This is a genomic window from Nonomuraea fuscirosea (assembly GCF_035917475.1).
GTDB classification, from domain to species: Bacteria; Actinomycetota; Actinomycetes; order Streptosporangiales; family Streptosporangiaceae; genus Nonomuraea; species Nonomuraea fuscirosea.
In genome coordinates, this window is sequence record NZ_CP109074.1 from 2,149,385 (window position 1) to 2,175,002 (window position 25,618).

A 25,618-nucleotide genomic window follows, 5' to 3' on the forward strand; every position below is an offset into this window, starting at 1 on the left:
TCGTGAGGCGCGCGCAGGGGTCGTGAAGGGCGCGCAACAGTTGCGAAGGACGCGCAGGGTTGTGAGGGAGAGGACCGTCACCGATGGGCCGTGCGGCGCAGGCCAGACGCGACGAGATCGTCCGCCTGGCCACCACCACCGGGCTGGCCAGCGTCGAGGAGCTGTCGGCCCAGCTGGGCGTGACGGCCTCCACCATCCGCCGTGACCTGGCCCACCTGAAGGCGGCGGGCCTGCTGGCGCGCACCTACGGCGGCGCGATGGCGGTGGTCACCCACCCGGAGGCGTCGCTGCGGCAGCGCATCGGGGAGGCGTTCGAGGCCAAGCGCGCCATCGCCGCCTGGGCCGCCGCCCAGATCCGTCCCGGTGAGACCGTCCTGCTCGACTCCGGCTCGACCACGGGCGCCCTGGCGCACGAGCTGCGCCACGCGGTGGACCTGACGGTCGCCACCACCGGCCTGAACGCCCTGCAGGAGCTGGCCGGGGCGACGGGCGTGCACGTCGAATGCCTCGGCGGCACGCTCCGCCACGTCAGCCAGGGCTTCGTGGGCCCCCTGGCGGAGGCGGCGCTGAGCCGGATGACGTTCGACCGCGTGTTCCTGGGCGCCGACGGGGTGACGGCGGAGGAGGGGATCTGCGAGGCGAGCCTCCAGCAGACCCGGTTCAAGGAGCTGATGATGGAGCGCTCACGCCACGTCTACCTGCTCGTCCACGCCGCCAAGCTGGGCCGCCGCCCGTTCCACGCCTGGGCCCGCATGCCGGCCGCCCCCGGCGCCTGGACCCTGGTCACGGACGCGGCTGCCACGGAGGAGTCACTTCAGCCGTTCACCGTGAGAGGGGTCAGAACGGTCGTCGTCGCGGGCTCGTGAAGCCGGCCACGCTTGGTCGTCCGGCTCGCCCAGGAGCCACCGGCGAAACGGCCCCGCTTCGTCCTCGACACCAGAGGAATCGCTCATCTCCAGGCGGAAGGCCCGCCGGCGTCTTGAGCCACAGCGACCGGAACTCGTCACTCATCAAGAGCTCTCTCCACGTTCGAGCCGCTCCTCGGGGGAAGTGCCGTATTCGTGATCGACCGGAACAACAAGAAGCCCCAGACTCTCGGCACAGGCCATGAGCTGGGGCTGGTAGCTCCGGTCGGCCGAAATCACATCCGGCCGGTGGAGTCAGGTGGACGATACTGGGATTGAACCAGTGACCTCTTCCGTGTCAGGGAAGCGCTCTCCCGCTGAGCTAATCGTCCGTATTGAGTTGGAACTCAGAGCGGAAGACGGGATTCGAACCCGCGACCCTCACCTTGGCAAGGTGATGCTCTACCACTGAGCCACTTCCGCGTGATGACGCGTCTTTTACTTTACCGGATCCCGGAGGGTCCGCCGGTCATCGAGGTGGAGACGGGATTTGAACCCGTGTAGACGGCTTTGCAGGCCGCTGCCTCGCCTCTCGGCCACTCCACCAGGAGTCTTGCTCCGAGCGGAAGACGGGATTCGAACCCGCGACCCTCACCTTGGCAAGGTGATGCTCTACCACTGAGCCACTTCCGCGTGAATCTCCGGCGACGTGCGCCGGGCCACGGGAAAACCATATCGTCTCCGCGGAGTGCCCGTGCGCACCGTCAGGGCCGTGGCCGGGAATTCAGCTGATCAGACGGACGTCGCCGGTCATCACGAACATCACCCGATGACCCAGCTGGATCTGGTAGTACCGCGTCTTGCCGGTGGTGGTGACGTGTTTGGACGCGCGGAAGGCGTTCGCGGCATAGTACGAGCCGGTGACCGTGTCGCCCACCGTGTACGTCTGGCCCGGCTCGATCGTGTACTTGAGCGGTGTCAGAGCCTGGTAGGCCGCGCTCTTGTAGGCCGACTTCTCCGGATATGCCCGCCCGTACACCTTCACCCGCCCCGACGTCGGCGTCACCATGGGCCCCTTGGCGGGGACGGCGGTCGGTGCGGAGGCCGGATTGTGGAACCACGCCTTCTGCCCCAGGTACCAGATGGCCGTCCAGTCGCCCTGCCGGGCCGCGACGGCGAAGCGCTGCCCGGTGGAGGCGCGGGCGCTGTGGTCGTACACGCTGTACGTGCTCGGCTTGCCCGGGTGTTTGCCCAGGTCGGTGACGAGGGGAGCGGTGTGGCTGGGCGACTTGTGCAGCCAGACGGTGGCGGCGCCGTGGGCGGGGCAGGCCTGCTCGGGCTTCGTGGTCACGCAGCCGGTGAAGCGGGGCCGGTTGGTGGTGTACGACGGCCGGATGATCACCGAGTCGCCGTCCTTCGCGGCCTTGAAGGGCTTGCCCATGAGGGCGAAGTAGTGGGCCCAGTCCCAGTAGGGGCCGGGGTCCTCGTGCATGCCGGCCACCGTCTGCGGGGTCGTGCCCGGAACGTTGTCGTGGCCGAGGATGTGAGCCCGGTTGAGCGGGATGTGGTACTTGGCCGCCAGGTGTTTGACCAGCCTGGCCGACGAGCGGTACATCGCCTCGGTGTACCAGGCGCCGCCCTTGGCCAGGTAACCCTCGTGCTCGATGCCGATCGAGCGGGTGTTGACGTCCCAGTTGCCCGCGTGCCAGGCGATGTCGTTCGTCTTCACGTGCTGGGCGACGTGTCCGTCACGGGAGCGGATCGTGTAGTGCCAGCTCACGTACTTGGGGTTACGGATCATGGAGGGGATGCCCGCGTAGGAGCCCTCGGTGTCGTGGATGACGATGTAGTCGACCGCGCGGGTGCGGGCCAGGCGGTCGTGGTTGCCGTAGTCGCGGTCCTTCTTCTTGCCGAAGCGCTTGTACGCGGCCGGCATCCATTCGCAGGTGAGCGTGGACGGGCACTCGGCCTGGCCCGGCTTCTGCTGCTTCGGCAGGGCGGACAACTCGGGCTCGGCCTCTCCGTCCCAGCTCAGCTCCGGGTCCAGGTCGAAGTCCAAGGGCTCGTCGTCACCGAAGTCGTCGCTCTCCGTTTCCGGCATATCCGAATCCGCCGAAGTGCCGGAAGTGTCGGCGTTGCTGTGGGCGTCAGTGGCAGGAGGGGCATGCAGGACGTTCGGGGCGTTCAGGGCATCAGGGGCGTCCGGGGCCGCCTGTACGGCGGTCCCGGCGCGTTCGCCCGCCGCCGACTTCCCGCCCGGTGCCACGTCCACGGGGTCGAGCCGGACGAAATATCCGTCATCGGTACGCCGCCGCACCCCTTCCCGCATCACCGCGAACACCTCGTCCGCGAACGCCCCCGCCGCCACGGCGTCATCCGTGCCCGCGTACTTGGCCACGGCCTCGTACCAGTCGGCCGGATCGGAGCTGGGCCGGTCCTGGTAGGAGGCGAGCAGCGCGGCGCCGGCGCGGATGTTGGCGGCCGGGTCGGTCCGCAGCCGGGCGGGCTGCACGCCCGCGAGGCGACCGGCCTCGGGCAGGGTCGTCAAGGGGGCGGGGCCAGGGGCTGTGCGCAGCGCGCCGTGATCGGCGAGCGTACGGGACATGGGCCTGGCGTCGTCTCCCCGGGGGTCACCGAGGGCGTCCCCGATCAGGTGGCCGTGCCCGAGCGCGTCGGCGGGGAAGGCGTCGATCAGGTGCATCGGCCCGTAGCCGCCCGACGTGCTGGGCCGCCCGCCGTTCGCGTCCCACCGCGACTCCAGGTAGGCCACCCCGAGCAGCACGCTCTCCGGCACCCCGAACTCCCGCGCGGCGGCGGCGAAATCGGCCTGCCGCCCTGAGGCCACCGTCCCGTAGGCGGTCGTTCCCGAAGCCGTCGTCCCGAAGGCCGTCCCGGTGAGCGGCCGCTCCAAGGGCGGGAGGGCGGTGGGTGTGGTGAGGGTGCCTGCGGCCAGGGCGGCGGCCAGCCAGAGGTGCATGAACATCTCCCCAGGAATGTCACGGAACGACTACTCACCGTAACCATGCCCCGGAAAGGGATGTGTCAGACGGGTCGGATGATACGCATGAGATCTGCCAGATCCGCTGCGAACTCGGCATCCCAGTCATCGGCCGCCAGATGCCCCGCCAAGCGCCGATGCGCGGGCAGATCGGCCCCCCGCCGCGTCCGCGACTCGTCCGAGGCGCTGGAGAAGCGCCCGTTCACCTCGGAGATCGCGAACCCCAGCACGAACGTGCTCACCAGTCGCTCGATCCTGGGCACGTCCGCCTCCGGCACCCCCGCGTCGAGCAGCGCCTGGTAGATCAGATCCACCACGCGCACCCCGTCGGACGTCACCGAGGCCCGGAAGAGCAGCAGCGGGAAGACCGCGGGATGCTCCCTGGCCAGCCGCCGGGTCGCCCACGCGATCTCGGACAGCCGCTCCTGCCCCGTGCCCGCCGCCTCGGACGGGGTCAGCCCGGTGAGCAGCCGCCCCACCAGGGCGTCGAGCAGCTCGTCCTTGTTGCGGAAATAGCCGTAGAGGGCCATGGGCGTCACCCCGACCCGCTCCGCCACGGCCCGCATGGACAGGGCCTCGAGCCCGCGCTCGTCGGCGATGGCGAGCGCCGCGTCGAGGATCTCCGGCTGCCGCGAGGTCTTGAGCTTCCGCACGACCGCAGTCTACAGTGTAGAGCAATCAGTCTACGACGTAGACCGAGAAGGGCGGGTCGTCATGCTGGCAGCCGAAGGACTGGTCAAGCGCTACGGCGGGGTCGTCGCACTCGACGGCTTCGACCTGCGGGTGCGGCCCGGTGAGATCGCGGGCCTGGTCGGGCACAACGGGGCGGGCAAGACGACGTTCTTCGAGATCGCCGCCGGCCTCACCACGCCGGACGCGGGGCGGGTGCGGGTCGAGGGCGACGTGGGGATGGCCCCGCAGCACCTCGCGCTCTACCCGAGCGTCACCGTACGCGAGACGCTGCGGCTCTTCGGCGGCCTGGCCGGGCTGCGCGGCCGGGCCCTGACCGCGGCCGTGGAGAGCACGGCGGAGGAGCTGGCCCTCACCGAGGTGCTCGACCGGCGGGTCGGCGTGCTCTCCGGCGGCCAGCAGCGCCGCACCCAGGCCGCCACCGCCCTCCTGCCGGAGCCGGAGGTGCTGCTCCTCGACGAGCCCACCGCGGGCGCCGACCCGGAGACGCGCGCCGCGCTGCTCGCCGCCGTACGCCGCCGGGCGCAGGGCGGGGCCGCCGTCGTCTACTGCACCCACTACCTGCCGGAGCTGACCGAGCTGGCGGCCACGGTCGCGGTGGCCGGGAACGGGCGGGTGATCGCCAGAGGCGCCGCCGCCGACCTGCTGCGGGACCTGCCGGGCGAGGTCAGGGTGACCGTGGAGGGCGCGGCGGAGATCGCCGTGGCGACCACCGATCCCACCGCCACCCTCGTCGAGCTGCTGCGCGACCTCGACCGGCCGGTGCTCGGCATCGACATCCGCCGGCCATCCCTCGACGACCTCTACCGGGAGCTGTCACATGCCACCTGAAGCCCCGAGCCGCCACCCGGCCGCGCCGAGCCGCATCGCCGGAGGCGGCCGGCCGGTGGCCCTGCGAGCGTCGCTGCGCCGGATCGCCGTGCTGGCCGGGCACAACGTGCTGCTGCGCCGGCGCGATCCCGCCCACTTCGTCAGCTACCTCGTCATGCCGATGGTGCTCATGCTCGTCTTCAAGGGCATGCTCGGCGAGGCCACCCAGGCGGTGACCGGGCTGCTGGTGATGTTCTCGGTGCTGTCGATGGCCGACGTCGCCACCGCCACCCTCACGGAGCGCACCTGGCACACCTGGGACCGCCTGCGCGCCACCCGCGCCAGGATCCCCGAGATCATGATCGGCAAGGCGCTGCCGGTCTTCGGCGTGCTCGTCGTCCAGCAGGCCGTGCTGCTGGCGTACGGGGTGCTCGTGGTCGGCATGCGCCCGGCAGGGCCGCTCTGGCCGCTGGCGCTCGCCGTGGCCGCGTGGTGCTTCGCGCTGCTGTGCCTGGGCACGGCCGTGGCCGGCGTCGTGCGCAGCCAGGGCGAGCTGAGCACGTTGTGCAACATCGCCGCCCTGTCGGTCAGCGCGCTGGGCGGGGCGCTGGTCCCGTACGCGCTGATGCCCGCCTGGGCGCAGGCCGTCGCGCCCGTCTCGCCCGGCTACTGGGCCACGACCATGCTGCAGGCCGCCGTCAGGGGTGACGTGGCGGGCACGGCAGGTCCGGCCGCGGTGCTCGCCGGGCTCGGCGTGGCCGCCGGAGCCTTCGCCTGCCGCCGCTTCAGCCGGGGCTGGGGCCGTTCCGCGACCCTCTGACGTCCGCTTCGGCCGAGGGCTGAGGACGTTCCGGGGTCGTCTGGCGTTAATTCCTGCCCGATATCGGGCAGGATGTTGGCGTGTCTCACTCCAGAGCCGTAGTGTCCTCGTCTGTGTCCACGACACGGCATCCGTACGAAGATCTCATCGCCCACCTCACGAGGACGAGCCCGCTCGGTCCTGGCGAGGCGGCCCGCGTGGTCGCCGACGTGCTGTCCTACTTCTCCGAATCGGCCGAGGAGTTCGTCCGCCGCCGTCACGGGGAGCTGAAGGCCAGGGGATTCACCAACGACGAGATCTTCCCCAGGATCGCCGGCGAGTTACACGGCCGCCGGGTGGCGGCGCCGGAGCTGTCGCTGCGGCAGCTTCGCAGGATCGTTTACGGATAGAGGAGACCTCGATGTGCGGAATCGTGGCCTACGTCGGCCCCAAGGACGCCGCGCCCATCCTGCTGGAGGGCTTGCAGCGGCTCGAATACCGGGGCTACGACTCGGCGGGGGTCGTCGTGTCCAACAAGGGCCTCAAGGTGCGCAAGGTCAAGGGCCGGGTGGCCGACCTGGCCAAGGTCGTGCCGGCCAGGTTCAAGGGCGGCCTCGGCATCGGGCACACCCGCTGGGCCACGCACGGCGTGCCGAGTGACGTCAACGCGCATCCGCACCTGTCCGCGGACGAGCGCATCGCGGTCGTGCACAACGGCATCATCGAGAACGCCGGAGAGTTGCGCGCCAAGCTGGAGGCCGACGGCGTGGTGTTCGCCTCCGAGACGGACACCGAGGTGCTCGCGCACCTGATCGCGCACGCCGCCGACGAGAACGAGTCGCTGGAGGAGGCGGTCAGGAAGACGCTCAAGAGCGTCGTGGGCACGTACGGCATCGCCGTGATCGACTCCCAGCGGCCCGGCGAGGTGGTCGTGGCCCGCAACGGCAGCCCGATCGTGCTGGGCATCGGCGAGAAGGAGATGTTCGCCGCCTCCGACGTGGCCGCGCTGGTCCGCTACACCCGTCAGGTCGTCCACCTGGAGGACGGCGAGCTGGCCGTGCTCAAGGCCGACGGCTTCCACACCTTCGCCAGCGACGCCCGCGAGACGGCCAAGGAACCGCTGACCGTCGACTGGGACGCCGGCCACTACGACACCGGCGGCTACGAGCACTACCTGCTCAAGGAGATCTCCGAGCAGCCCGAGACGATCACCCGCACCATGAGCGGGCGGCTCGACGAGCGCTTCCACGTCGCCCACCTGGGCGGGCTCAACATGGACGCCCGCGAGACGCGCGGCTTCCGCCAGGTGAAGATCATCGGCTGCGGGTCGGCGTACTACTCGGGGCAGATCGGGGCGCAGCTCATCGAGGAGCTGGCCCGCATCCCGGCCGACGCCGAGCCGGCCAGCGAGTTCCGCTACCGCAACCCGGTCGTCGACCCCGACACGCTCTACGTCGCGATCAGCCAGTCGGGGGAGACCTACGACACGCTCGCCGCCGTACAGGAGCTCAAGCGCAAGGGCGGCCGGGTCATCGGCATCGTCAACGCCGTGGGCAGCGCCATCGCCCGCGAGGTCGACGGCGGCATCTACCTGCACGCGGGCCCCGAGGTGTCGGTGGCCTCGACCAAGGCGTTCACCTCGACCTCGGTGGCGTTCGCGCTGCTGGCGCTGCACCTGGGCCGGGTGCGCGACCTGTCGCCCGCCGACGGGCGGCGCATCGTGGACGGGTTGCGCCGGCTGCCCGGCCAGATCGAGCAGATCCTCGCCCAGGGCGAGGAGATCGCGGAGCTGGCCAAGAAGTACGCGCCGCACCCGAGCATGATGTTCGTCGGCCGCGTGCGGGGCTACCCGGTGGCCCGTGAGGGCGCGCAGAAGCTCAAGGAGATCTCGTACGTGCACGCCGAGGCCTACCCGGCCAGCGAGCTCAAGCACGGCCCGCTCGCCCTGATCGGCCCCGAGATGCCGACGGTGGCGATCGTGCCCGACGACGAGCTGCTCGACAAGAACCTCACCACGCTCGGCGAGATCCGCGCCCGCGGCGGCCGGGTGCTCATGGTCGGCCACCGCGCGCCCGACGCCAAGCTGGCCGACGACGTCATCGTCATCCCGAAGAACGAGATCGAGCTCGACCCCATCCTGCTGACGATCCCGCTGCAGCTCCTCGCCTATTACGCCGCCGTCGCGCTCGGCCGCGACGTGGACAAGCCACGCAATCTCGCCAAGAGCGTTACGGTCGAGTAAGAGTCTAATTCGGGCCAAACTATCGTTATCTCGCTGCGGACGGCATAAATTCAAACTGTGCGGCAGTTCGACCAACACCGGCCCCATCCCGCACGCATGTACGACTACATGCTCGGTGGGAAGGACAACTACGCGGTCGACCGCCAGGCCATCGATCACCTGGCGGAGCTGATCCCGGAGGCGGTCCCGCTGGCCCGGGCGAACCGGGCCTTCCTCCAGCGTGCCGTACGTTATGTGGCCCGTGCCGGGGTCACCCAGTTCATCGACCTCGGCAGCGGGCTGCCGACCCAGGGCAGCGCGCACGAGGTGGCGCCGGAGGCCAGGGTCGTCTACGTCGACCGCGATCCCGTCGTCGCCGCCCACGCCACGGTCCTGCTCCGGCGCTCGCCGGGCAGGGCCTGTTTCGTCCAGGCCGACCTGCTCGATCCCGACGCGGTGCTGGCGGGGGCGGGTGAGTTCCTCGACCTCGACCGGCCGGTGGCCGTGCTGATGGTGTCGATCCTGCACTTCCTGCCGGACGAACGGGACCCGCAGCGGGCGGTGGCCGCCCTGCGCGAACGGATGGCGCCGGGCAGTCATCTGGTGATCTCGCACGCCACGACGCTCGGGCGCATCGGGGACGAGGAGCGGGCCAGGAGCGTTCAGCGGGGGTCGTCGGGCCGCAACGGGGCCGACCGCACCCCGGCGCAGATCCGGGCGTTCTTCGGCGATTTCCCGCTGGAGCCGCCGGGGCTCGTGCAGGCCACCGACTGGCGTCCCGACCGGCCCAAACTGGTGGGTGACTGGTCGCTGCCGTCGTCCCTCATGGCGGGAGTCGGAAAGAAAGTCAGATAAGCCCAAAAATCATGAAAAAGCGGCAAAAATAGTGATTTTGCGTGTGGTCAAGACCCCGGTGTATGGCCGCTCGTAATGGGTTAATAACATAGAGTAATGGGGGATTCGGGCAGCACGTTCATGCGCCGCCGGGGGTTCATCGCCTGGGGCCTCGGCCTGGCGGCCTGCGCCGCCGGGTGCGGCGTCGAGCGCGCCGGTGAGCGCCTGGCCGCACCGCGTACCGGATTCTCGATCAACTCCGACCGGCGGCGCTGGGCCCGCGTCGGGCAGGCGTTCGCCGGCGCGGCCCGCGCGGCCGGGTTCGAGGCGGGCACCGGCCTGGGCGCCGGCTCGATGATCACCGTGACCGGCCTGCCCGCGCTCACCGCGGCCGAGCTGAACAACGGCCAGAGCCTGCTCGACACCGGCACCCCGCTGGCCAGGCTCAGCGGCGAGGCCGAGGTGGTGGTCGTGCCCGACGGCTCGCCGCTGCGCGACTTCGACGACTTCAGCGCCCGGCTGCTGGCCGGCCCCGGCCGGACCCTGCTGACCGGCGGCCCGCAGGGCGAGCCCGACCACCTGCTGTTCGGCCTGATCGCCAAGGCTCTCGGCGCCGACACCAGGAAGGTCGACTACACCGGCTATCCGAGCAGCGGGGAGGCCGTCGCCGCACTGCTGGCCGGCCGGGCCACCGCCGCCGCCGGCCCCCTGTCCAACTGGCGCACCGGCATCGGCCGCGGCCGGGTCAGGGCGCTCGCGGTGTCCTCGGCCCGGCGCGTGCCCGACCTCGACGCGCCGACGCTGCTCGAATGCGGCGTACGGGTGGACTTCGCCGACTGGGTGGCCGCGTTCGGGCCCGACGACATGCCCGCCGAGCGGCGCGAGGCGGCCGTGCGCATGTGCGACGAAGTGCTGGGATCGAGGGCGTGGGAGGCCGCCTGCCGGACCGCGGGGTGGCTGGCGATCCCGCTGGCGGGCGACGACTTCGCGCTCTGGCTCGGCACGGAGATCGCCCGCACCCGCGCGACACTACGCGACCTCGGCCTGATCGACGCCACCAAAGCCACAACATGCTGGGGTAGTTGCGGGAACGGCCACTAGATGTAGGATCCTGGTCGTCGCTGGTTCGCCTCTCCTGAGGCGGAGCAAAAGGGAACCCGGTGCAATTCCGGGGCTGCCCCGCAGCGGTGAGCGGGAACGACCGCCGTCATACGCACTGGAGAGATCCGGGAAGCGACGGCCAGTAGGAGCCATCGAGCACGCCCGCGAGCCCGAAGACCTGCCAGCGGTGTGAAGTGTTCAGGGCCTCGAGGGCGGGCCGGAGCGCGCCGCGGCGGGGGAGACTCCTGGCCGTCGTGCTCTCGCGTGCCCTCACGGGGATGAGCTCGCGAGGAGAGAGAGCACGTGACTCAGATCGTTGAGGTTGACCGCCGCCTGGCCATCGAGGAGGCCGCCGCCCGGGTGATCGCCGACCCGGCCAACTCCCGGGTCGCCGCCCGGCTGCTGGCCGAGGAGATCGCCGACGAGGCCGCCGGGCAGGGGGTGCGGTCGTTCTCCGAGTCGATCGCCGCCACCCACGCGGCCGGGCTCGTCCAGGACGGGCTGGCCGACTTCGTCGCCGCGCACGCCGCCGAGCTGGACGCGCTGGTGCCGGACGACGCGGACGACCGCTTCGAGTACTTCGGGCTGCGCACGGTCTACGACCGCTACCTGCTGCGCCATCCCGAGAGCCGGGCGGTGCTGGAGCGACCCCAGCACTTCCTGCTCCGAGTGGCCTGCGGGCTGTCGGAGAGCGTCGCCGAGGCGGCCGAGCTGTACGGGTTGATGTCGACGCTGTCGTACCTGCCCAGCTCGCCGACCCTGTTCAACTCCGGCGCGCGCCGCCCGCAGCTGTCGTCCTGCTTCCTGCTCGACTCGCCGCGCGACGAGCTCGAAGCCATCTACGACCGGTACGGGCAGGTGGCCAGGCTGTCCAAGTACGCGGGCGGCATCGGCGTCTCGTGGACCCGGGTGCGCTCGCGCGGCTCCCTCATCAGGGGCACGAACGGTCACTCCAACGGCATCGTCCCCTGGCTGCGTACGCTCGACTCCTCCGTGGCGGCGGTCAACCAGGGCGGGCGGCGCAAGGGCGCGGCCTGCGTCTACCTGGAGACCTGGCACGCCGACATCGAGGAGTTCCTCGAACTGCGCGACAACACCGGCGAGGACGCCCGCCGTACCCACAACCTCAACCTGGCCAACTGGGTGCCGGACGAGTTCATGCGGCGGGTCGAGGCCGACGAGGTGTGGTCGCTGTTCGACCCGAAGGAGGTGCCCGACCTCACGGACCTGTACGGGGCGGAGTTCGACGCGAAATATCGCGCCTATGAGGCCGCCGGGCGATATGTCAGGCAAATCCCGGCGCGTACCCTCTACGGCCGGATGATGCGCACCCTCGCCCAGACCGGCAACGGCTGGATGACCTTCAAGGACGCCGCCAACCGCACCTCCAACCAGACCGCCCGCCCCGGGAATGTCATCCACCTGTCGAACCTGTGCACCGAGATCCTGGAGGTCACCAGCGACGCGGAGACGGCGGTGTGCAACCTCGGCTCGGTCAACCTGGCGGCCCACCTGACCGGCGGGGACGTGGACTGGGAGCGGCTGCGCGGCACCGTGCGCACGGCCGTGCGCTTCCTCGACCGCACCATCGACCTCGGCTTCTACCCGACGCCCGAGGCCGGAGCGGCCAACCGGCGGTGGCGGCCGATCGGGCTCGGCGTCATGGGGCTGGCCGACGTGTTCTTCACGCTGCGGCTGCCGTTCGACTCGCCGCGCGCGCTGGAGCTGTCCACCAGGATCGCCGAGGAGATCGCGCTGGCCGCGTACGACACCTCGGCCGACCTCGCGGCGGAACGCGGCCGGCACCCGTCGTACGCCGACACGCGCGCCGCCGCCGGAGTCCTGCACCCCGACCACTACGCGGCGGCCGGCTCGGCGCGCTGGGACGCGTTGCGGGACAAGATCGCGCGTACCGGCCTGCGCAACTCGCTGATGATCGCCATCGCGCCCACCGCGACCATCGCCTCCATCGCCGGCTGCTACGAGTGCATCGAGCCCCAGGTCTCCAACGTGTTCAAGCGCGAGACCCTGTCGGGTGAGTTCCTCCAGGTCAACCGGTATCTGGTGGCCGACCTCCAGGCGCGCGGGCTGTGGACGCAGCAACTGCGCGACGACCTCAAGCGGGCCGACGGCTCGGTGCAGGCGGTGCCCGGCATCCCCGAGGACCTCAAGGTGCTCTACCGCACCGCCTGGGAGCTGCCGCAGAAGGCGCTGATCGACCTGGCCGCCGCGCGCCAGCCGTACATCGACCAGTCGCAGTCGCTCAACTTGTTCATGGCCAGCCCGACCATCGGCAAGCTCTCCTCGATGTACGCCTACGCCTGGAAGCGCGGCCTGAAGACCACGTACTACCTGCGTTCCCGCCCCGCGACCCGCATCGCCCAGACCACGGTGACGGCCACCTCGGCCGCTCTGCCGGCCGAGGCGGTCGCGTGCTCGCTGGAGAACCCGGAAACCTGCGAAGCCTGCCAGTAAGGAGCCCCTTTCGTGCTGCTCGACCCCGGCATGGACCTCACCCTGCGTCCCATGCGCTACCCCGACTTCTACGAGCGCTTCCGCGCGGCCATCCGCAACACCTGGACCGTCGAGGAGGTCGACCTGCACAACGACCTCGCCGACCTGGCCAGGATGACCCCGCAGGAACGCCACCTGATCAACCGCCTGGTCGCCTTCTTCGCCACCGGCGACTCGATCGTGGCCAACAACCTCGTGCTCAACCTCTACCAGCACGTCAACGCCCCGGAGGCGCGCCTCTACCTGAGCAGGCAGCTCTACGAGGAGGCGGTGCACGTGCAGTTCTACCTGACCCTCCTCGACACCTACCTGCCCGACCCGGACGAGCGGGTCAAGGCGTTCGCCGCGATCGAGCACATCCCCTCGATCCGCGACAAGGCCGAGTTCTGCTTCCGGTGGATCGACTCCATCGACGGCCTGCGCCGCCTGGAGAGCGCCGCGGAACGCCGCCAGTTCCTGCTGAACCTCATCTGCTTCGCCGCCTGCATCGAGGGACTGTTCTTCTACGGCGCGTTCGCCTACGTCTACTGGTTCCGCTCCCGCGGCCTGCTCAGCGGCCTGGCCACCGGAACGAACTGGGTCTTCCGCGACGAGTCCATGCACATGGAGTTCGCGTTCAGCGTCGTGGACACCGTGCGCGCCGAGGAGCCGTCGCTGTTCGACGACGAGCTGGGCAAGCAGGTCACGCTCATGCTGGAGGAGGCGGTCGCCGCCGAACTCGCCTTCGCCGCGGACCTCTGCGGCGACGGCATGCCCGGCATGGGTGTCGAGCAGATGCGCCAGTACCTCGAATACGTCGCCGACCAGCGGCTGACCCGGCTGGGCCTGCCCCCGCGCTACGGCTCGGCCAACCCCTTCGCGTTCATGGAGCTGCAGGACGTGCAGGAGCTGGCCAACTTCTTCGAACGGCGTGTCTCTGCTTACCAAGTGGCGGTTGAGGGCAATGTGAGCTTTGACGAGACGTTTTAAGACATTGGGGGTATGAACGTGCAGTCTCCGGCGGACTGGCCGATCCTGCTCATCGCGGTGGTCGGATCGATCCTCCTGGTGGAAGTGCTCCGGCGGGTGCTGAACCGCGCCGGGCTTAAATGGGCGCTCGCCCGCCATCTTGTGGAGCACTGCACGTGGCCCGCCTTCCTGATGGCCGCCGCGGTGGCCGCCAACGCGGCGTTCGGGCCGGGGATGTTCGGCGACTCCCCGGCCGAGCGGGGCCTGGCCGGCACGGTGGAGCGGGTGCTCGGCCTGGTCACGATCGCGGCGGTCACCTGGCTGATCGTGCAGGCCACGTACGCGCTGACGGACGTCGTCCTCGATCGGCTGGTGCTGGTCGAAGGCGAGCGCAACCGGCGGGCCCGGCGGATCATGACGCAGATCGCGCTGGTCCGCCGGATCGCCGCCGCGGTCATCATCGTGGTCGCGGTCGGCGCGATGCTCTTCTCCTTCCCGCAGGTCCGCGCGCTCGGCGCCGGCCTGCTCGCCTCCGCCGGCATCGCGGGCGCCGTCGTCGGCATCGCCGCCCAGCCGACCATCGGCAACGTGCTGGCCGGCCTGCAACTCGCCTTCAGCGACGCGCTCCGCCTCGACGACGTGGTCGTGGTCGAGAAGGAGTGGGGACGGATCGAGGAGCTCACCCTCACGTACGTGGTGCTGCGCCTCTGGGACGAGCGGCGGCTCGTGCTGCCGGTGTCGTACTTCACCCAGAACCCGTTCGAGAACTGGACCCGCCACGGCAGCCGCGTCCTGGCCGTGGTCTACCTGCGAGTGGACTGGGCCGTCCCCGTCCCGAAACTCCGCGACGCCCTGTACGAGTTCCTCCAGGGGAACCCGCTGTGGGACCAGAAGGACTGGACGCTCCAGGTCACCGACGTGCTGCCGAACGGGCTGGTGGAGCTGCGGGCCCTGATGAGCGCCGCCGACTCGCCGTCCTCATGGGACCTCAAATGCGACGTCCGCGAATTCCTGGTGAACTTCGTCCGGGAGAATTACCCGGACGCCCTGCCCCGATTCCGCGTCGACTTCCCCGAGACCCAGGTGAGCGCGGGCTGGCACCGCGAACAGGTCGACGATAAATAAGTGGCACGCCGCCCGACCGTCCCTTTACCGTGGACAACGTCCGCCGGCGAGAACGAAGGGAGAGCGAGAAGTGACCGACCTGACCGTCCTGACCAGCTACCGGCCGCTCGCGCCCGCCCTGTGCGCGCCGCGGCGGAGGCTTTCCGGATAACCCCCCGACGGGTTCGCCGGAAAGCCGTCCCGGACGAAAGTCCGGGGCGGCTGATTGTTTTTCATTCCGAGCGTGGGGCAGTTTGGTCAGCCCGCCTGCCCTGGGAGCAGGAGAATCGCAGGTTCGAATCCTGCCGCTCGGACCACGGCCCTGAAAGGAAAGGGCCGCGGGCCACGGCCTGGCCGATGGGAATGGCGCCCCTCGGCCGGACCGGGCCCTCGCCCCGGGCACGGCCCACGCCAGCCAGGCCCGGGGCCCAGCCGCTCTGGCCCAACTGGCAGAGGCGCCGTCTTCAGGAGGCGGAGGTTCAGGGTTCGAATCCCTGGAGCGGCACCGAGAAGACCCTGAACTTCTGCGTCCCCCTGCGAGGGACCCAGAAGAAGGGGACACGTCGAGATGCCCACTGAACAAGGCTTGCCTGCCGTTGCAGAGCGCACCCGGAGGCGACAGGCGAAGATCGAGGCCGTGCGGCGACTCAGAGCCGTGCTGAGCTTGCGCAGCATCCCGCTGTATGCGATCCGTGACCACCACGGCCGTCTTCCGTTCCCGCAGTTCGTTCCGTTGCCCATTTGTCCGCTCCCCCGCAGGGGGCACCATGCGAACGGGCACCGTAAAGGTGGCTGCGACCATCGCCTTCCCTGGCGTTCACGGGCCTCCCCAAGGCCCTGGAGCCGCGCTCTGTACCTGCATTCACAAGGCTTGTCCCAGCAGTGCCGCGGTTTTCGACCGTTCGGGGGCGCCGATGGCCGTGAACAACGCGTGGGCTTGTTCCCAGTGGCTCTGCGCCTCCTCCTTTGTCGCGTTTTTCCTGGCATGACCGAGCGTCATCAGGAGGCGTGCGGATTCCAGCCGCTGCCCGGATCGCCGCGTGATCTCCAGCGCGTCCTCGCACACTTGGATGCACCGCTCATTGTCGCCCTCCTCCAGGTGGATGGTGGCGAGCAGGCCATGCAAGCGTGGCAGATTCAGCGGATTGACGGTGAACGCCGGCTGCAGCAATCGGTCTATCGTGACACGCGCGTCTCTGGGCCGGCCTTGGCGGTGGTAGAACTCCGCGCGGACCATCAGCACCTGATCAAGGTATGTCCCCGTGTGTTCGCTGAGTTCCAGCGCGGCGTCAAGGCGCGTGAGCGCGACGTCTGCTCTACCGAGTTCTGATTCCGCTTCCGCGATGCCGACCAGCGAAGCGATCTGACACCGTTTGTTCTCGACTTCCTCGGCGATGGCCAAGCCGCGGCCGAAGAAGTCAATCGCCTGCTCGTAACGGCCCACGTCACGATGTGTCCAGCCGAACGTCTCGTACGTCACCGCCTCGGCGTAGCGCAGACCAACGGCCTGGGCCACGGCCAGCGCCTCGTCAAGAGCCTCCAGCGCCTCGGGGAGGCGGGCCTGATTCCGGCGTACTAGGGCGAGGTTGACCAGGGCCAGTGTCTGGATGTGCGTGTCACCAGACTCGTCGGTCAGCGGGAGACACGCCTGCAGGCATTCCTCGGCGCGGGCGAGCTGGGCGAGCATGAGGTGGGCCGAAGCCAGGTTATTCAGTCCACGTGCTTCACCACGCCTGGATCCCAGCGCGTGATGGATCTCCACGGCCCGCTGGTACAGGGGAATCGCTCTGTGCGGCTCTCCCAGCTGTTTGAACACCACACCACAGCCCTGCAGCGCCACGGCCTCACCCTGCGGCCATGACGCCTGGCGGGACAGTTCCAGCGCGCGCTCGAAATAGTCCATGGCGCTCTTGAGATCGGCAATGCGCCATTGGACCAGACCGATCAGGCGGCACATCGCGGCCTGCCCCCTGGGGTCTTGCTCTCTCTCGGCGGCGATCAGCGCGATCTCCGCGATACGGAGCCAGTCTCCGTGTGCACGCCGGTGCTGCAGGACGTCATGCATGGCCTCGATCAGGAGCCATGCGTACGGCCGAGGCCCGTGCGTGGCCGCGCGCGACACGGCCACCACGAGGTTGTCCCACTCGATGTCGAGCCAGTCGAGTGCTTCCCGCTTGGTAGCGAAGGGTGTGGGAGTCACCTCCGGCCGAGCGTGATCATAGGCGAGATCGGGGACCTCGATACCGGCCGCTTCAATCGCGCCGATGACCGTACACAGGTAATAGTCGAGAAGCCGGCGGACAGCGGACTCCCGCTCGACGGCGGGGTCCTCTTCGGTGCATCGTTGCGCGGCGTACTCGAGCACCAGATCGTGGGCGGCGAAACGCAGTGGGCCGATCTCCTTGATGAGGTGGATCCGCGCCACGGCACCGAGCAGGCCCACCGCCCGCTCGTGGCTCGTTCTCGTCAGAGCGGCCGCCGCCGCGACGGAGATCTCGCCGCCACCCGCCAGGCTGAGCAGGCGGAACATCCGCTGTGCCGCCGGCATCAGTGCCTTGTACGACAGATCGAGGGCTGCCTGCACGGCGACTCTTTCGTGGCCCTCCACGCGGAGACGCACCAGCCGTCCCTGTTCAGCAAGTTGGTCGACGTAGTGGGCGATCAACCGGTGTTCGTGATCGCCGATCCAGGACACGGCGATGGACAGCGCCAACGGCAGCCGGCCACAGAGCGCCATGAGTTCTTCGGCGGCCTCCGGCTCCCGTAGCAGGCGATCCTTACCGATGCTTCTGGCGAGTAGCCGCTGCGTCTCCTCGCGGTCCAGCACATCCAGCGTGAGGCGCTCGACTCCGTCCAGGGCCGCCAGGCTCGCTAGCCGGTGACGGCTTGTGATGACGGCATGGCATCCCGGGTCGCCGGGCAACAACGCGCGCATCTGTTCCGGGTCGGCGACGTCGTCAAGGATCACCAGCACCCGCCGTCCTGCCAGGAGCGAGCGATAAAGTGCGACTTGCGCGTCCAGCTCTAATGGAATGTCCTTCGCCGCCACACCGAGTCCCTGCAACAGCAGTAGCAGGGACTCGGACAACGACATCGGCTCCCGCTGGTCGAAGCCCCGCATGTTGAGGAACAACTGCCCGTCGGGAAAGCGTTGGCTCGCGGAATGAGCCCAGTGGATCACCAGCGCGGTCTTGCCCACGCCAGCGGGACCGACCACGAGGTTCACCCGGCCAGCGTCCAAACGCCGCAGCGCCGCCGCGCGGCCGACGAAGCGGCCGCTCGCGGGTGGCAACTGGCGTGGGACCAGCGCCGGCTTGGCAGTCTTGGCCGGAGGTCTCCCCTCGAGTATCAGCTGCTGAAGCCGCTGCAGCTCATCGCTCGGATCCACACCGAGATCGCGTACGAGCGCGGTTCGGAGTCCCTGGTACACCGACAGGGCGTCGCTGACACGTCCGTCGCCGAAGAGCGCCTGCATGAGCAGGGCGTGTGGCCTCTCCCGCAACGGTTGCTCGGCGACGAACTGGGTGAGCGCCGGGATGACCGACCGGCCCTGCCCCATCGCTAGCAGCGCCGCTGCCCGCCCCTCGACCGCCTCGTACTTGAGCTCCTCGAGCCGGTATCGCTCCGCGTGGGCGGCCGGGGAGCTCAGATCGTCGAAGGGGCTGCCTCGCCATAACGCGAGAGCCTGGTCGTACAGGTCCGTCGCCTCCGGGTGCAGGCCGTCCTCCATCGCCCGGCGCGCTTCTTCCACCAGAGAGACGAACTGGTCGGCGTCCACCGCGGCCGCCCTAGTGTCAAGGAGGTATCCCGGGCTTCGGGTGAGGATGACGTCCCGCCCATGGGGCCCGAGCGCCCGCCGGAGCTCCGCGATCAGGGCGCGCAGCCGTGCCGGGGCGGAGGGCGGCAGGTCATCGCCCCAGATGTGGTCAGCCAGGCGCCCCACCGACACCACTCGACCGGCGTCGAGAAGCAGGGCCGCGAGCAGCGACCGCTGCCTGCCGGTCGGTTGCGCGGCCCGGCCGTCCACGGCGATCTCCAGAGGTCCGAGAAGAAGAAACCGTATGTCAGGCGACGAATTCCTCATCCGGCTCCCCATGCAAGATCCATGCGCGATCCATGCGCGCAATTGCCACAGTGCTCCCAAATCCCACTCAGAAATCGGTGGTGCACGGATGACGCCACTACTCAACGGTAGCGACTGGGCGTGGGGCGAGGGGAGCAATGGCTGATCTTGGTCTCACGCAACCAGCCCGCTCTGACCTACCGCAATGAGACGGCGGACGCGCTCAGAGGTCTACTCGGCCAGAGCGCAGGACCGTCGTCGACCTCCTGAACGAGCCGTCGCCGGGCAAGACGGACGTGCGGGTGCTACATCGCAGATCTTGGGGGAGAGGGTCTCCTCGCCGTCTGTAGTGGCTGATCATCGCCCGGGTTTGGTGGACTAGCCGGAAATATGACCAGGCCAGAACGTGGTGGGCGAGGCGGACGGCGGGGATGAAGAGGCGGGCGAAGACGCGGCGGATCTCGGAGGCAGAGGGCCGGATCAGCCGGGGCGGGGTCAGCAGGCCCGCTCCCGGGCGACGGACAGGAAGGCCAGCGCGAGCATGCAGGTGGTGACGTGACGGTGCCAGGGGGTCCATTCGCGGACTTGGTACTGGCTGACCGCACCGCACGAGCGGCGCTCCCAGGCGGCCACCCCCAACTCTGTGAACACCTGGTCCGGACGACGCGCCCCGCTCCGGACATCGAGCAGGGGCAGATTCACCGGGACGGCCATCACGTAGGGCATCTGACGGATATGGAAGAAGGCCCGCAAGCCGGGGTCGCGCCCGTATCCGGGATGGGCGGTGAAGTACCGAAACGGGGTCCCGGCCGCCAGTTCCTCCTCCAGCATCGCCATCACCAACAGCCATTCCAGCCGATAGGCCGTGCCATGCCCGACATGGTCGGCCAGCTGCCAGGAGTTCTTGCGCGGTACATCGGCCAAAAGACCGCGAACCAGGTCAGCGAACGTCGCCCGCGGCTCGGACCGGGTGAACAACGGACCGGCGATCCGCTCGGGCAACGCAGACAACTCGGCATCCCAGGACACGACCAGATCGTAGGTGAGGGCAAAGGCCACCCGAAGACCTTCACATCACTCTCCGTACCCGATCGGCAACGTGAATCAAGATCTACGAATGTAGTACAGGGCACCGGGATCCACGCCCCGGCACAAGAAGCCACCCGGCCGGGATCTCACCCCAGCCCGCAAGTCCTGCAATACCGCACTGAACCGCATCCGGGCCGCCGTCGAGCGGGCCATTGCCCACCTGAAATGCTGGAAGGTTCTCAAAAACGGCTTCCTGCGTTCACCGGAGGAAATCCCGCAGTGCTACGCACCGTCGCCAAACTACTGGAAGTCTTCCGAGCGACGGCCCGTACCGAAACACAATTCAAACAGATTTTGGGAAGTTCTCCAGCTGTCCGTGAACCATCGAGAGCGGAGAGACTTGTGCCGGAAACGGTGACATCGTCCCCCATCAACGGAAATGCCTCCCTTAGTGTCGCGCTTCACATCGGAAGCGACGTCATCGCGCATGGTCTTGAGGCCGTCCTGCAGCAGATCGCGGGTGTCCGCTCCGTGCAGCGTGTGGATCTTCGCTCGCTGCCCGGCCTCATCGAGGACGACGAGATAGATGTCCTGGTCGTCTCCTTCGATCTGTGGTCCGACCTCGAGGGGATCTGGGACCCCACCGCCCACCGCACCAAAATTCTTGTCACCGGCAGCGATCTGCACACCCGGGAGATAGAGTCCTTCAGTTCTCTCCCCGTGGACGGGTTCCTCGCTCTCGAGTACATCTCAGCGGAACGTCTCAACGACACGCTCAGCCGACTGGTGAACGGGGAAGTCCCCCTACCCTCCGAATTGGCCTACAGGCTGTTGAACGAGGCGTATCCGGTGGTGACCCGCCGGAGGCGCGCTCATGTGGAACTCACCGCCCGGGAGAAACAGACGCTGGCGCTGCTCGTGAAAGGGATGAGCAACAAACAGATCGCCCGAGGTCTCGGCATTTCCACACACGGGGCAAAGCGGCTGGTCACTGCGATACTGCTAAAAATGGGTGTACCGAACAGGACCGCGGCGGCGGTGCAGGCGATCGACTCTGGCCTCGTCCCGGAGCGGTCGGCCGGGGATTTGGGATAGCCGGAACCAATGAAGTGACGGTCCGGATCCCGGTCCGTCACCGCGCCGCTCCTTTCATCTCTTAAGGTGTGATGGCCATCCAGACATCCGTCCTTGAAACGTTCAGCACCGTGTTCACCGGCGAGCCGCGCGAGGATACGGTGGCTCCGGCTGAAACGGTCGCGCAATCGCGCGAAGACGAATACCTCAACGACCTGGCGGACGTGCACGGTCTCGATGAATCCGCTGTTCTCTCCACTGTGACATCGCGCTCGTACGGAGAAATGGCGGCCAGGGCCCTCGAAGGGTGTGGTGCGGGATCCGACCACGTCGATGTGATCATCCTCGCCTACGCGAACACCGAGTTCTTCATCCCGAAAGGCGCCGGCTCGTTCCTGGCCGAGGAATTTCCGTCGGCGAAGATGGTCTACGCCGTCACGGAACAGGGAAAGCTGGCCCCGTTCACCGCGCTGAAACTCGCGCAGTGTCACCTCCAAGAGGAAGAGTGCGAAAGAGCGGCCGTCGTCGCGATCGAGCAGCGCGCCGTGCCTCTCGTCGACGACCACGACGCGGGCAAGCCTGAAGTGGATGCTGCCGCGGCGATCCTTCTGTCACGAGATATATCTGCCACTAGTACTGAAATGCCGAGCGTTGCTCTGCGAAAGGTCGGCGGGCAGGCGGAACTCGGTCCGCTAGTGAGAGAGATGTTGCGGATCGTGACAGCAAAACTGGACGGCGACCCCCTCATCGTCATCGGCGAGCGCATACCGAGAGGCGAGGCCGCTTCCTTTTCGTCCCGTGTCCATCGGGCGGAAGCCGGCCGTGTTTGCACCGGAGTGTGGGAAACGCTCGACCGGAGTCTGCGAGGCGACGACGGCGACGGCGGCGACGGCGGGTATTCCGGGCCCGTCCTCGTCATGGAATACGACCCGATGCTGGATCAACTCGGTGTGGCGTCGATGATCGTGCCGTAGCGCCTTCACGCCGTTCACACGTGTCCCGCGACCAGGTAACTACGGGGCAGATCCGGCAGGTTGGCCGGGTTGGCGGCTGAGGACCAGCGGCCGTACTCGGCGCCCGGCCGGCCGGGCTCGGTCACGACGTCCACGGTCCAGCCGTTGTCCGACAGGAAGCTCCCCGGGTCGTCCGTGCCGAACCGCCAAGGACTGCTCGCGTCTTCGAGCTTGCGCAGGAAGGATTTCATGTACGGGAAGCGGTAGATACCGGTCCCGATCAGATCGACGCACAGGCGGCTGCCGGGCGCGGAGAGCTTCGCGGCGCGGCGCACCACGTCGCCGGCCACTTTTTCCGGCAGGTAGAACAGCACCCCCTCGGTGAACCACAGCGTCGGCACCTGGGGGTCGTGGCCCGCCGCCGCCAGAGCCGCGTCCCAGTCGTCGCCGAGGTCCACCGGAACCGTCCGCAGGTCGCACTGCGGTACGGCGTCAGCCGTGTCGAGGACGGCTAGCTTGTAGGACAGGACAGTCGGCTGGTCCACCTCGTACACGGTGGTCCCGACCGGCCACGCGAGGCGGTAGGCGCGGGTGTCGAGACCCGCGCCGAGCCCAACCACCTGCACCAGGCCCGCGGCCAGACCTTTCGCGATGGTGTCGTCGAACCAGCGCGTGCGGATCGGCAGGAAGGGATTGCCCTCGTCGGAGGCTCGTGAGGTGTGGAAATGCCGAAGGAGTTCGGCGCCTTCCGGTCCGGCGAGCAACGAGGCGTAGGGATCGTCGAACAGCCGGTCGGGGCGTGCACTCTCACGGGCTCTGGCAGCAGCCGTCCACCGTGCGGTCTCGCCGACTCCGTTCATCTTGTCTTCGCCCATGGGCAAGCAATGTAACGACCGGCTGGCAGCGGCAGAATCTCCATACTCCGGCATACCTGATCCGGCAGGGCCTTTGGGACGCCCAATGGGGACTGGCCTGCCGCTATGCGCCCGACAGAAGCTGGCAACGCCAGCAGGATTCGAGAGAAGAGGACGCGTGATGCAGCCGCGAACGGTGGACGACGTACCAACGGTGATCGCCCAGGAGATGGGGCGCGTCCTGTCCGGCGAACCGCTGGACCTCCACCGGGACTTCTTCCTCGCCGGGGGCGACTCGGTGCGCGCCGTGGAGTTGATCACGCGCCTTGGCGAGCGCTTCAGCGACGGTACGGAAGAGGCCAGCGCCCGCCTGTGTTCGGCACTCCTGCTCGCCGTGTTCGAGGACGCGACACCGGAGGCGCTGGCCGCGGTCGTGCGTGAGCACCTCTGAACGGGAGGGCGACCTCTATGACCGGTTCCGGTTGGTCGGTCCGGGAGATCGCCGACGCCGTGGCCGCCCGCCGGGTCTCCGCGACGGAGATTCTCGCGGAGGCCCTCACCCGTATTGACTGCCGCAACAAGGAGTTACGCCTGGTCGTCACCATCGACGAACGGGCCGAGCGGTGGGCGCGCGAAGCCGACGAGGCCGTACTGCGCGGTGAGTCGCTCGGTCCGCTGCACGGCGTTCCGATGACAGTGAAGGACAGCTTCTCCACGCAGGGTCTGCGCACCACCGCGGGGTCCCGCGCCCTCGCCGGCAACATCCCCAGCCGTGACGCGGACGCCGTGGCCGCGCTCAGAGCGGCCGGCTGCATCGTGTTCGCCAAGACCAACCTGGCGGAGAACTGCGGTGACCTTCAATCTGCGAACCCCCTATTCGGGGCGGCTGCCAACCCCTGGGATCCGCGGTACACCACCGGCGGTTCCTCCGGCGGCTCCGCCGGAGCGGTCGCCGCCCGGTTCTGTGCCGCCGACCTGGGTTCCGACATCGCGGGATCGATCAGGATCCCGGCCGCCGCCTGCGGGGTCTACGGGCACCGGCCGAGCTACGGCATCGTGCCGATCCGCGGTCACCACCCCCCATACCAGCCGATCGAACCGGATCTCGCGGTGGCGGGTCCGCTGGCGTCCACGCCCGGCGACCTCTCCGTGCTCCTCGACCTTTTGGTCGGCCCGAGCCAGGCGGACAGACCGGCCTGGCGGGTGGAGCTGCCGCCCGCCAGGACCGTACGGCGGGTGGCGATCTGGCCGGACGATCCGTACTGCCCGGTCGACGCCGAGATTCGCGGCGCACTGGGACACGTGGCCTGGGTGCTGGAAGCCGACGGCGTGCCTGTCGAGCAGACCCGGCCGTCCGGCATCCGGCTGGACGAGAGCGACGAGGTGGGCCGCAGGCTACTCGCCTCCGTGGCGCTGAAGGACTACAGTGCCGCGGACATCGCCGCCATCAACTCTGCTGACCGCGCGCCGGGTGACGGCCTCGGCGCGCAGTACGTCGCACAGAGCTACCGGGACTGGATGCAGGCGCACGCCAGGCGCGAGCGGCTGCGGGCGCGGTGGCAGTTGTTCTTCACGCACTTCGACGCTCTGCTCCTACCCGTCGTCCCCTCCTTGGTCGGCCCCCACGACGCCCGCCCGTTCGCCGAGCGGACCCTGACGGTCGACGGTGCTCCACGCCCGTACTGGGACCAGATGGTGTGGGCCAATCTGACGGGCCTGGCCGGCCTTCCGACCACGGTCGTCCCTGTGCGCCGCGACAGTCGCGGCCTGCCCATCGGCATCGCGGTCGTCGGCCCCTACCTGGAGGACCGTACGCCGCTGTCGCTCGCTCAGCGGCTGTACGAACTGCTCGAACCTCTCGGGCCCCCACGGGTCCGGCATGGCAATTCAGCCAGCTCTGTCGGGCGGGCACCTGGAGTTAGCCATGACCGCGGCGCCACGCCAGATTGTTCCCAAGTCAATCCACTCCCCCGAATGTGAATGGCTGGATCGGAGGACCATCCATGCACGCAATCGTCATCGCCGGTGGGAAAGGCACCCGGCTAGGGCCTTTGACAGCCGAGACCCCTAAGGCGTTGATGAGGTTCGGCGAATTCACCCTGCTGGAGATAACGCTGCTCCGTCTGCGGGAGGCCGGTGCCGACCGGGTCACCCTCTGTGTCTCCCACCTCGGCGAGATGATAAGGCAGGTGATCGGTTCGGGCGACGCACTGGAGATCGCCATCGAGTACTGCCACGACCCGATTCCGCTGGGCACCGCGGGTCCGTTGCGGCAGGTACCGCACTGGGACGAGCCGGCACTGGTGATGAACTGCGACATCCTCACGGCTCTCGACTTCGGCCGCCTGTACAGGCTGCACGTCGACTCCGGGGCGAGGATGACGGTCGCGACCCAACGCCGCCACGTGGTCGTCCCGTTCGGTGTGATCGAGTTCGCCGAGACCGGCCACGAGGTGCGAGCCATCAGGGAGAAGCCGTCGCTGCCCTTCGATGTCTCTGCGGGCATCTACGTCGTCGACCCGAAGGCCAAAGACCTGATACCGATGCGGGAGCCGACGGACATGCCCGCCTTGATGCGTGCCCTGCTCGAGGAGGGACACTCCGTCCAGGCGAGTTCGTTCACCGATGTCTGGCACGACATCGGCACCCCTGCGGGCTACCAGGCCGCGCAACGGGACTTCGCCGCCGACCCCACCGCCTACCTCGTGCCGAAGATCGCAACCCCGCAGCCGTAAGCGGATCACCTGCTCATTTCTTCTCCACTCAGCTGCGAGAACATGA

General features: G+C 68.9%; 20 protein-coding genes, 6 tRNA genes, 2 pseudogenes and 1 riboswitch. Of the genes and pseudogenes, 18 read left to right on the forward strand and 10 right to left on the reverse strand.

What is annotated here, in order from left to right:
- Nucleotides 1–83 precede the first annotated feature (83 nt).
- Nucleotides 84–866 carry a DeoR/GlpR family DNA-binding transcription regulator gene (locus tag OIE67_RS09585; protein WP_326638695.1) on the forward strand — a complete coding sequence of 261 codons (783 nt, stop codon included), beginning with the start codon at nt 84–86 and terminating at the stop codon, nt 864–866.
- Here the strand turns inward: OIE67_RS09585 and OIE67_RS55400 are convergent.
- The 7 genes from OIE67_RS55400 to OIE67_RS09615 form a co-directional block, all read right to left on the reverse strand.
- Nucleotides 810–953, reverse strand: coding sequence for a hypothetical protein (locus tag OIE67_RS55400; RefSeq protein ID WP_407674891.1), 144 nt, complete (start codon nt 951–953; stop codon nt 810–812). The genes OIE67_RS09585 and OIE67_RS55400 overlap by 57 nt on opposite strands.
- Before the next feature lie 212 nt (nt 954–1,165).
- Nucleotides 1,166–1,237, reverse strand: a tRNA-Val gene (locus OIE67_RS09590).
- Between the two features lie 19 nt (nt 1,238–1,256).
- Nucleotides 1,257–1,328 (reverse strand) — tRNA-Gly (locus OIE67_RS09595).
- 52 nt (nt 1,329–1,380) lie between these two features.
- A tRNA-Cys gene (locus tag OIE67_RS09600) sits at nt 1,381–1,451 on the reverse strand.
- A gap of 15 nt (nt 1,452–1,466) precedes the next feature.
- Nucleotides 1,467–1,538 (reverse strand) — tRNA-Gly (locus OIE67_RS09605).
- A gap of 91 nt (nt 1,539–1,629) precedes the next feature.
- Nucleotides 1,630–3,822 (reverse strand): N-acetylmuramoyl-L-alanine amidase, encoded by a 2,193-nt coding sequence (locus OIE67_RS09610; protein WP_326638697.1) that lies wholly within the window; start codon nt 3,820–3,822, stop codon nt 1,630–1,632.
- Between the two features lie 65 nt (nt 3,823–3,887).
- Nucleotides 3,888–4,496 (reverse strand): TetR/AcrR family transcriptional regulator, encoded by a 609-nt coding sequence (locus OIE67_RS09615; RefSeq protein WP_326638699.1) that lies wholly within the window; start codon nt 4,494–4,496, stop codon nt 3,888–3,890.
- A gap of 61 nt (nt 4,497–4,557) precedes the next feature.
- Here OIE67_RS09615 and OIE67_RS09620 point away from each other — a divergent pair, with 61 nt between their 5' ends.
- The 11 genes from OIE67_RS09620 (at nt 4,558) to OIE67_RS09670 (ending at nt 15,369) form a co-directional block, all read left to right on the forward strand.
- The gene (locus OIE67_RS09620; protein WP_326638702.1) at nt 4,558–5,364 is read left to right on the forward strand and encodes an ABC transporter ATP-binding protein; all 807 of its coding nucleotides are present in this window, start codon (nt 4,558–4,560) and stop codon (nt 5,362–5,364) included.
- Nucleotides 5,354–6,163: an ABC transporter permease gene (locus OIE67_RS09625; protein ID WP_326638704.1), complete on the forward strand. Its 810-nt coding sequence runs from the start codon at nt 5,354–5,356 to the stop codon at nt 6,161–6,163. The genes OIE67_RS09620 and OIE67_RS09625 overlap by 11 nt, the downstream gene beginning before the upstream one ends.
- A gap of 113 nt (nt 6,164–6,276) precedes the next feature.
- Entirely contained in the window at nt 6,277–6,552 is a 276-nt protein-coding gene (locus OIE67_RS09630) for a hypothetical protein (protein WP_326638706.1), read from the forward strand.
- Between the two features lie 11 nt (nt 6,553–6,563).
- Complete coding sequence (gene glmS / locus OIE67_RS09635; protein WP_106234656.1) at nt 6,564–8,384, forward strand: glutamine--fructose-6-phosphate transaminase (isomerizing); 1,821 nt, start codon at nt 6,564–6,566, stop codon at nt 8,382–8,384.
- A gap of 57 nt (nt 8,385–8,441) precedes the next feature.
- Nucleotides 8,442–9,218, forward strand: coding sequence for an SAM-dependent methyltransferase (locus tag OIE67_RS09640; protein ID WP_245955522.1), 777 nt, complete (start codon nt 8,442–8,444; stop codon nt 9,216–9,218).
- Nucleotides 9,219–9,314: 96 nt separating this feature from the next.
- Entirely contained in the window at nt 9,315–10,298 is a 984-nt protein-coding gene (locus OIE67_RS09645) for a Bug family tripartite tricarboxylate transporter substrate binding protein (RefSeq protein WP_326638710.1), read from the forward strand.
- Nucleotides 10,299–10,302: 4 nt separating this feature from the next.
- A riboswitch (cobalamin riboswitch) is annotated at nt 10,303–10,498 on the forward strand.
- 103 nt (nt 10,499–10,601) lie between these two features.
- Complete coding sequence (locus OIE67_RS09650) at nt 10,602–12,773, forward strand: ribonucleoside-diphosphate reductase subunit alpha (RefSeq protein ID WP_326638712.1); 2,172 nt, start codon at nt 10,602–10,604, stop codon at nt 12,771–12,773.
- Between the two features lie 12 nt (nt 12,774–12,785).
- Nucleotides 12,786–13,781 (forward strand): ribonucleotide-diphosphate reductase subunit beta, encoded by a 996-nt coding sequence (locus OIE67_RS09655; RefSeq protein WP_106234662.1) that lies wholly within the window; start codon nt 12,786–12,788, stop codon nt 13,779–13,781.
- A gap of 12 nt (nt 13,782–13,793) precedes the next feature.
- Nucleotides 13,794–14,885, forward strand: a complete 1,092-nt coding sequence (locus tag OIE67_RS09660) for a mechanosensitive ion channel family protein (protein ID WP_326638715.1) — start codon at nt 13,794–13,796, stop codon at nt 14,883–14,885.
- Nucleotides 14,886–15,102: 217 nt separating this feature from the next.
- Nucleotides 15,103–15,181: transfer RNA gene (locus OIE67_RS09665), tRNA-Pro, on the forward strand.
- A 114-nt stretch (nt 15,182–15,295) separates the two neighbouring features.
- A tRNA-Leu gene (locus OIE67_RS09670) sits at nt 15,296–15,369 on the forward strand.
- Nucleotides 15,370–15,726: 357 nt separating this feature from the next.
- Here OIE67_RS09670 and OIE67_RS09675 read toward each other — a convergent pair.
- Together OIE67_RS09675 and OIE67_RS09680 are read right to left on the reverse strand one after the other, a co-directional pair.
- Nucleotides 15,727–18,891 carry an AfsR/SARP family transcriptional regulator gene (locus OIE67_RS09675; RefSeq protein WP_326638717.1) on the reverse strand — a complete coding sequence of 1,055 codons (3,165 nt, stop codon included), beginning with the start codon at nt 18,889–18,891 and terminating at the stop codon, nt 15,727–15,729.
- 540 nt (nt 18,892–19,431) lie between these two features.
- Nucleotides 19,432–19,986, reverse strand: a pseudogene (locus OIE67_RS09680) (hypothetical protein); the annotation flags it as partial.
- A 94-nt stretch (nt 19,987–20,080) separates the two neighbouring features.
- Between OIE67_RS09680 and OIE67_RS55405 the strand changes: the two are divergent.
- The 3 genes and pseudogenes from OIE67_RS55405 to OIE67_RS09690 all read left to right on the forward strand — a co-directional run.
- Nucleotides 20,081–20,374, forward strand: a pseudogene (locus OIE67_RS55405) (transposase family protein); the annotation flags it as partial.
- Entirely contained in the window at nt 20,359–21,051 is a 693-nt protein-coding gene (locus OIE67_RS09685; RefSeq protein ID WP_326638720.1) for a helix-turn-helix transcriptional regulator, read from the forward strand. The pseudogene OIE67_RS55405 and the gene OIE67_RS09685, both read left to right, overlap by 16 nt.
- Before the next feature lie 71 nt (nt 21,052–21,122).
- Nucleotides 21,123–22,004 carry a beta-ketoacyl-[acyl-carrier-protein] synthase family protein gene (locus OIE67_RS09690; protein ID WP_326638722.1) on the forward strand — a complete coding sequence of 294 codons (882 nt, stop codon included), beginning with the start codon at nt 21,123–21,125 and terminating at the stop codon, nt 22,002–22,004.
- Nucleotides 22,005–22,018: 14 nt separating this feature from the next.
- On the opposite strand, the gene OIE67_RS09695 is transcribed toward OIE67_RS09690, so the two are convergent.
- The gene (locus OIE67_RS09695; RefSeq protein WP_326638724.1) at nt 22,019–22,858 is read right to left on the reverse strand and encodes a class I SAM-dependent methyltransferase; all 840 of its coding nucleotides are present in this window, start codon (nt 22,856–22,858) and stop codon (nt 22,019–22,021) included.
- A 160-nt stretch (nt 22,859–23,018) separates the two neighbouring features.
- Between OIE67_RS09695 and OIE67_RS09700 the strand changes: the two genes are divergently transcribed.
- Genes OIE67_RS09700 through OIE67_RS09710 form a run of 3 tightly spaced genes read left to right on the forward strand, consistent with a single transcriptional unit; the run spans nt 23,019 to nt 25,572 of the window.
- On the forward strand, nt 23,019–23,288 hold the full coding sequence (locus tag OIE67_RS09700; RefSeq protein WP_168016530.1) for an acyl carrier protein: 270 nt from the start codon (nt 23,019–23,021) through the stop codon (nt 23,286–23,288).
- A gap of 17 nt (nt 23,289–23,305) precedes the next feature.
- Nucleotides 23,306–24,817: an amidase family protein gene (locus tag OIE67_RS09705; protein ID WP_326638726.1), complete on the forward strand. Its 1,512-nt coding sequence runs from the start codon at nt 23,306–23,308 to the stop codon at nt 24,815–24,817.
- A 23-nt stretch (nt 24,818–24,840) separates the two neighbouring features.
- Nucleotides 24,841–25,572 (forward strand): sugar phosphate nucleotidyltransferase, encoded by a 732-nt coding sequence (locus tag OIE67_RS09710; protein WP_326638728.1) that lies wholly within the window; start codon nt 24,841–24,843, stop codon nt 25,570–25,572.
- Nucleotides 25,573–25,618 lie beyond the last annotated feature (46 nt).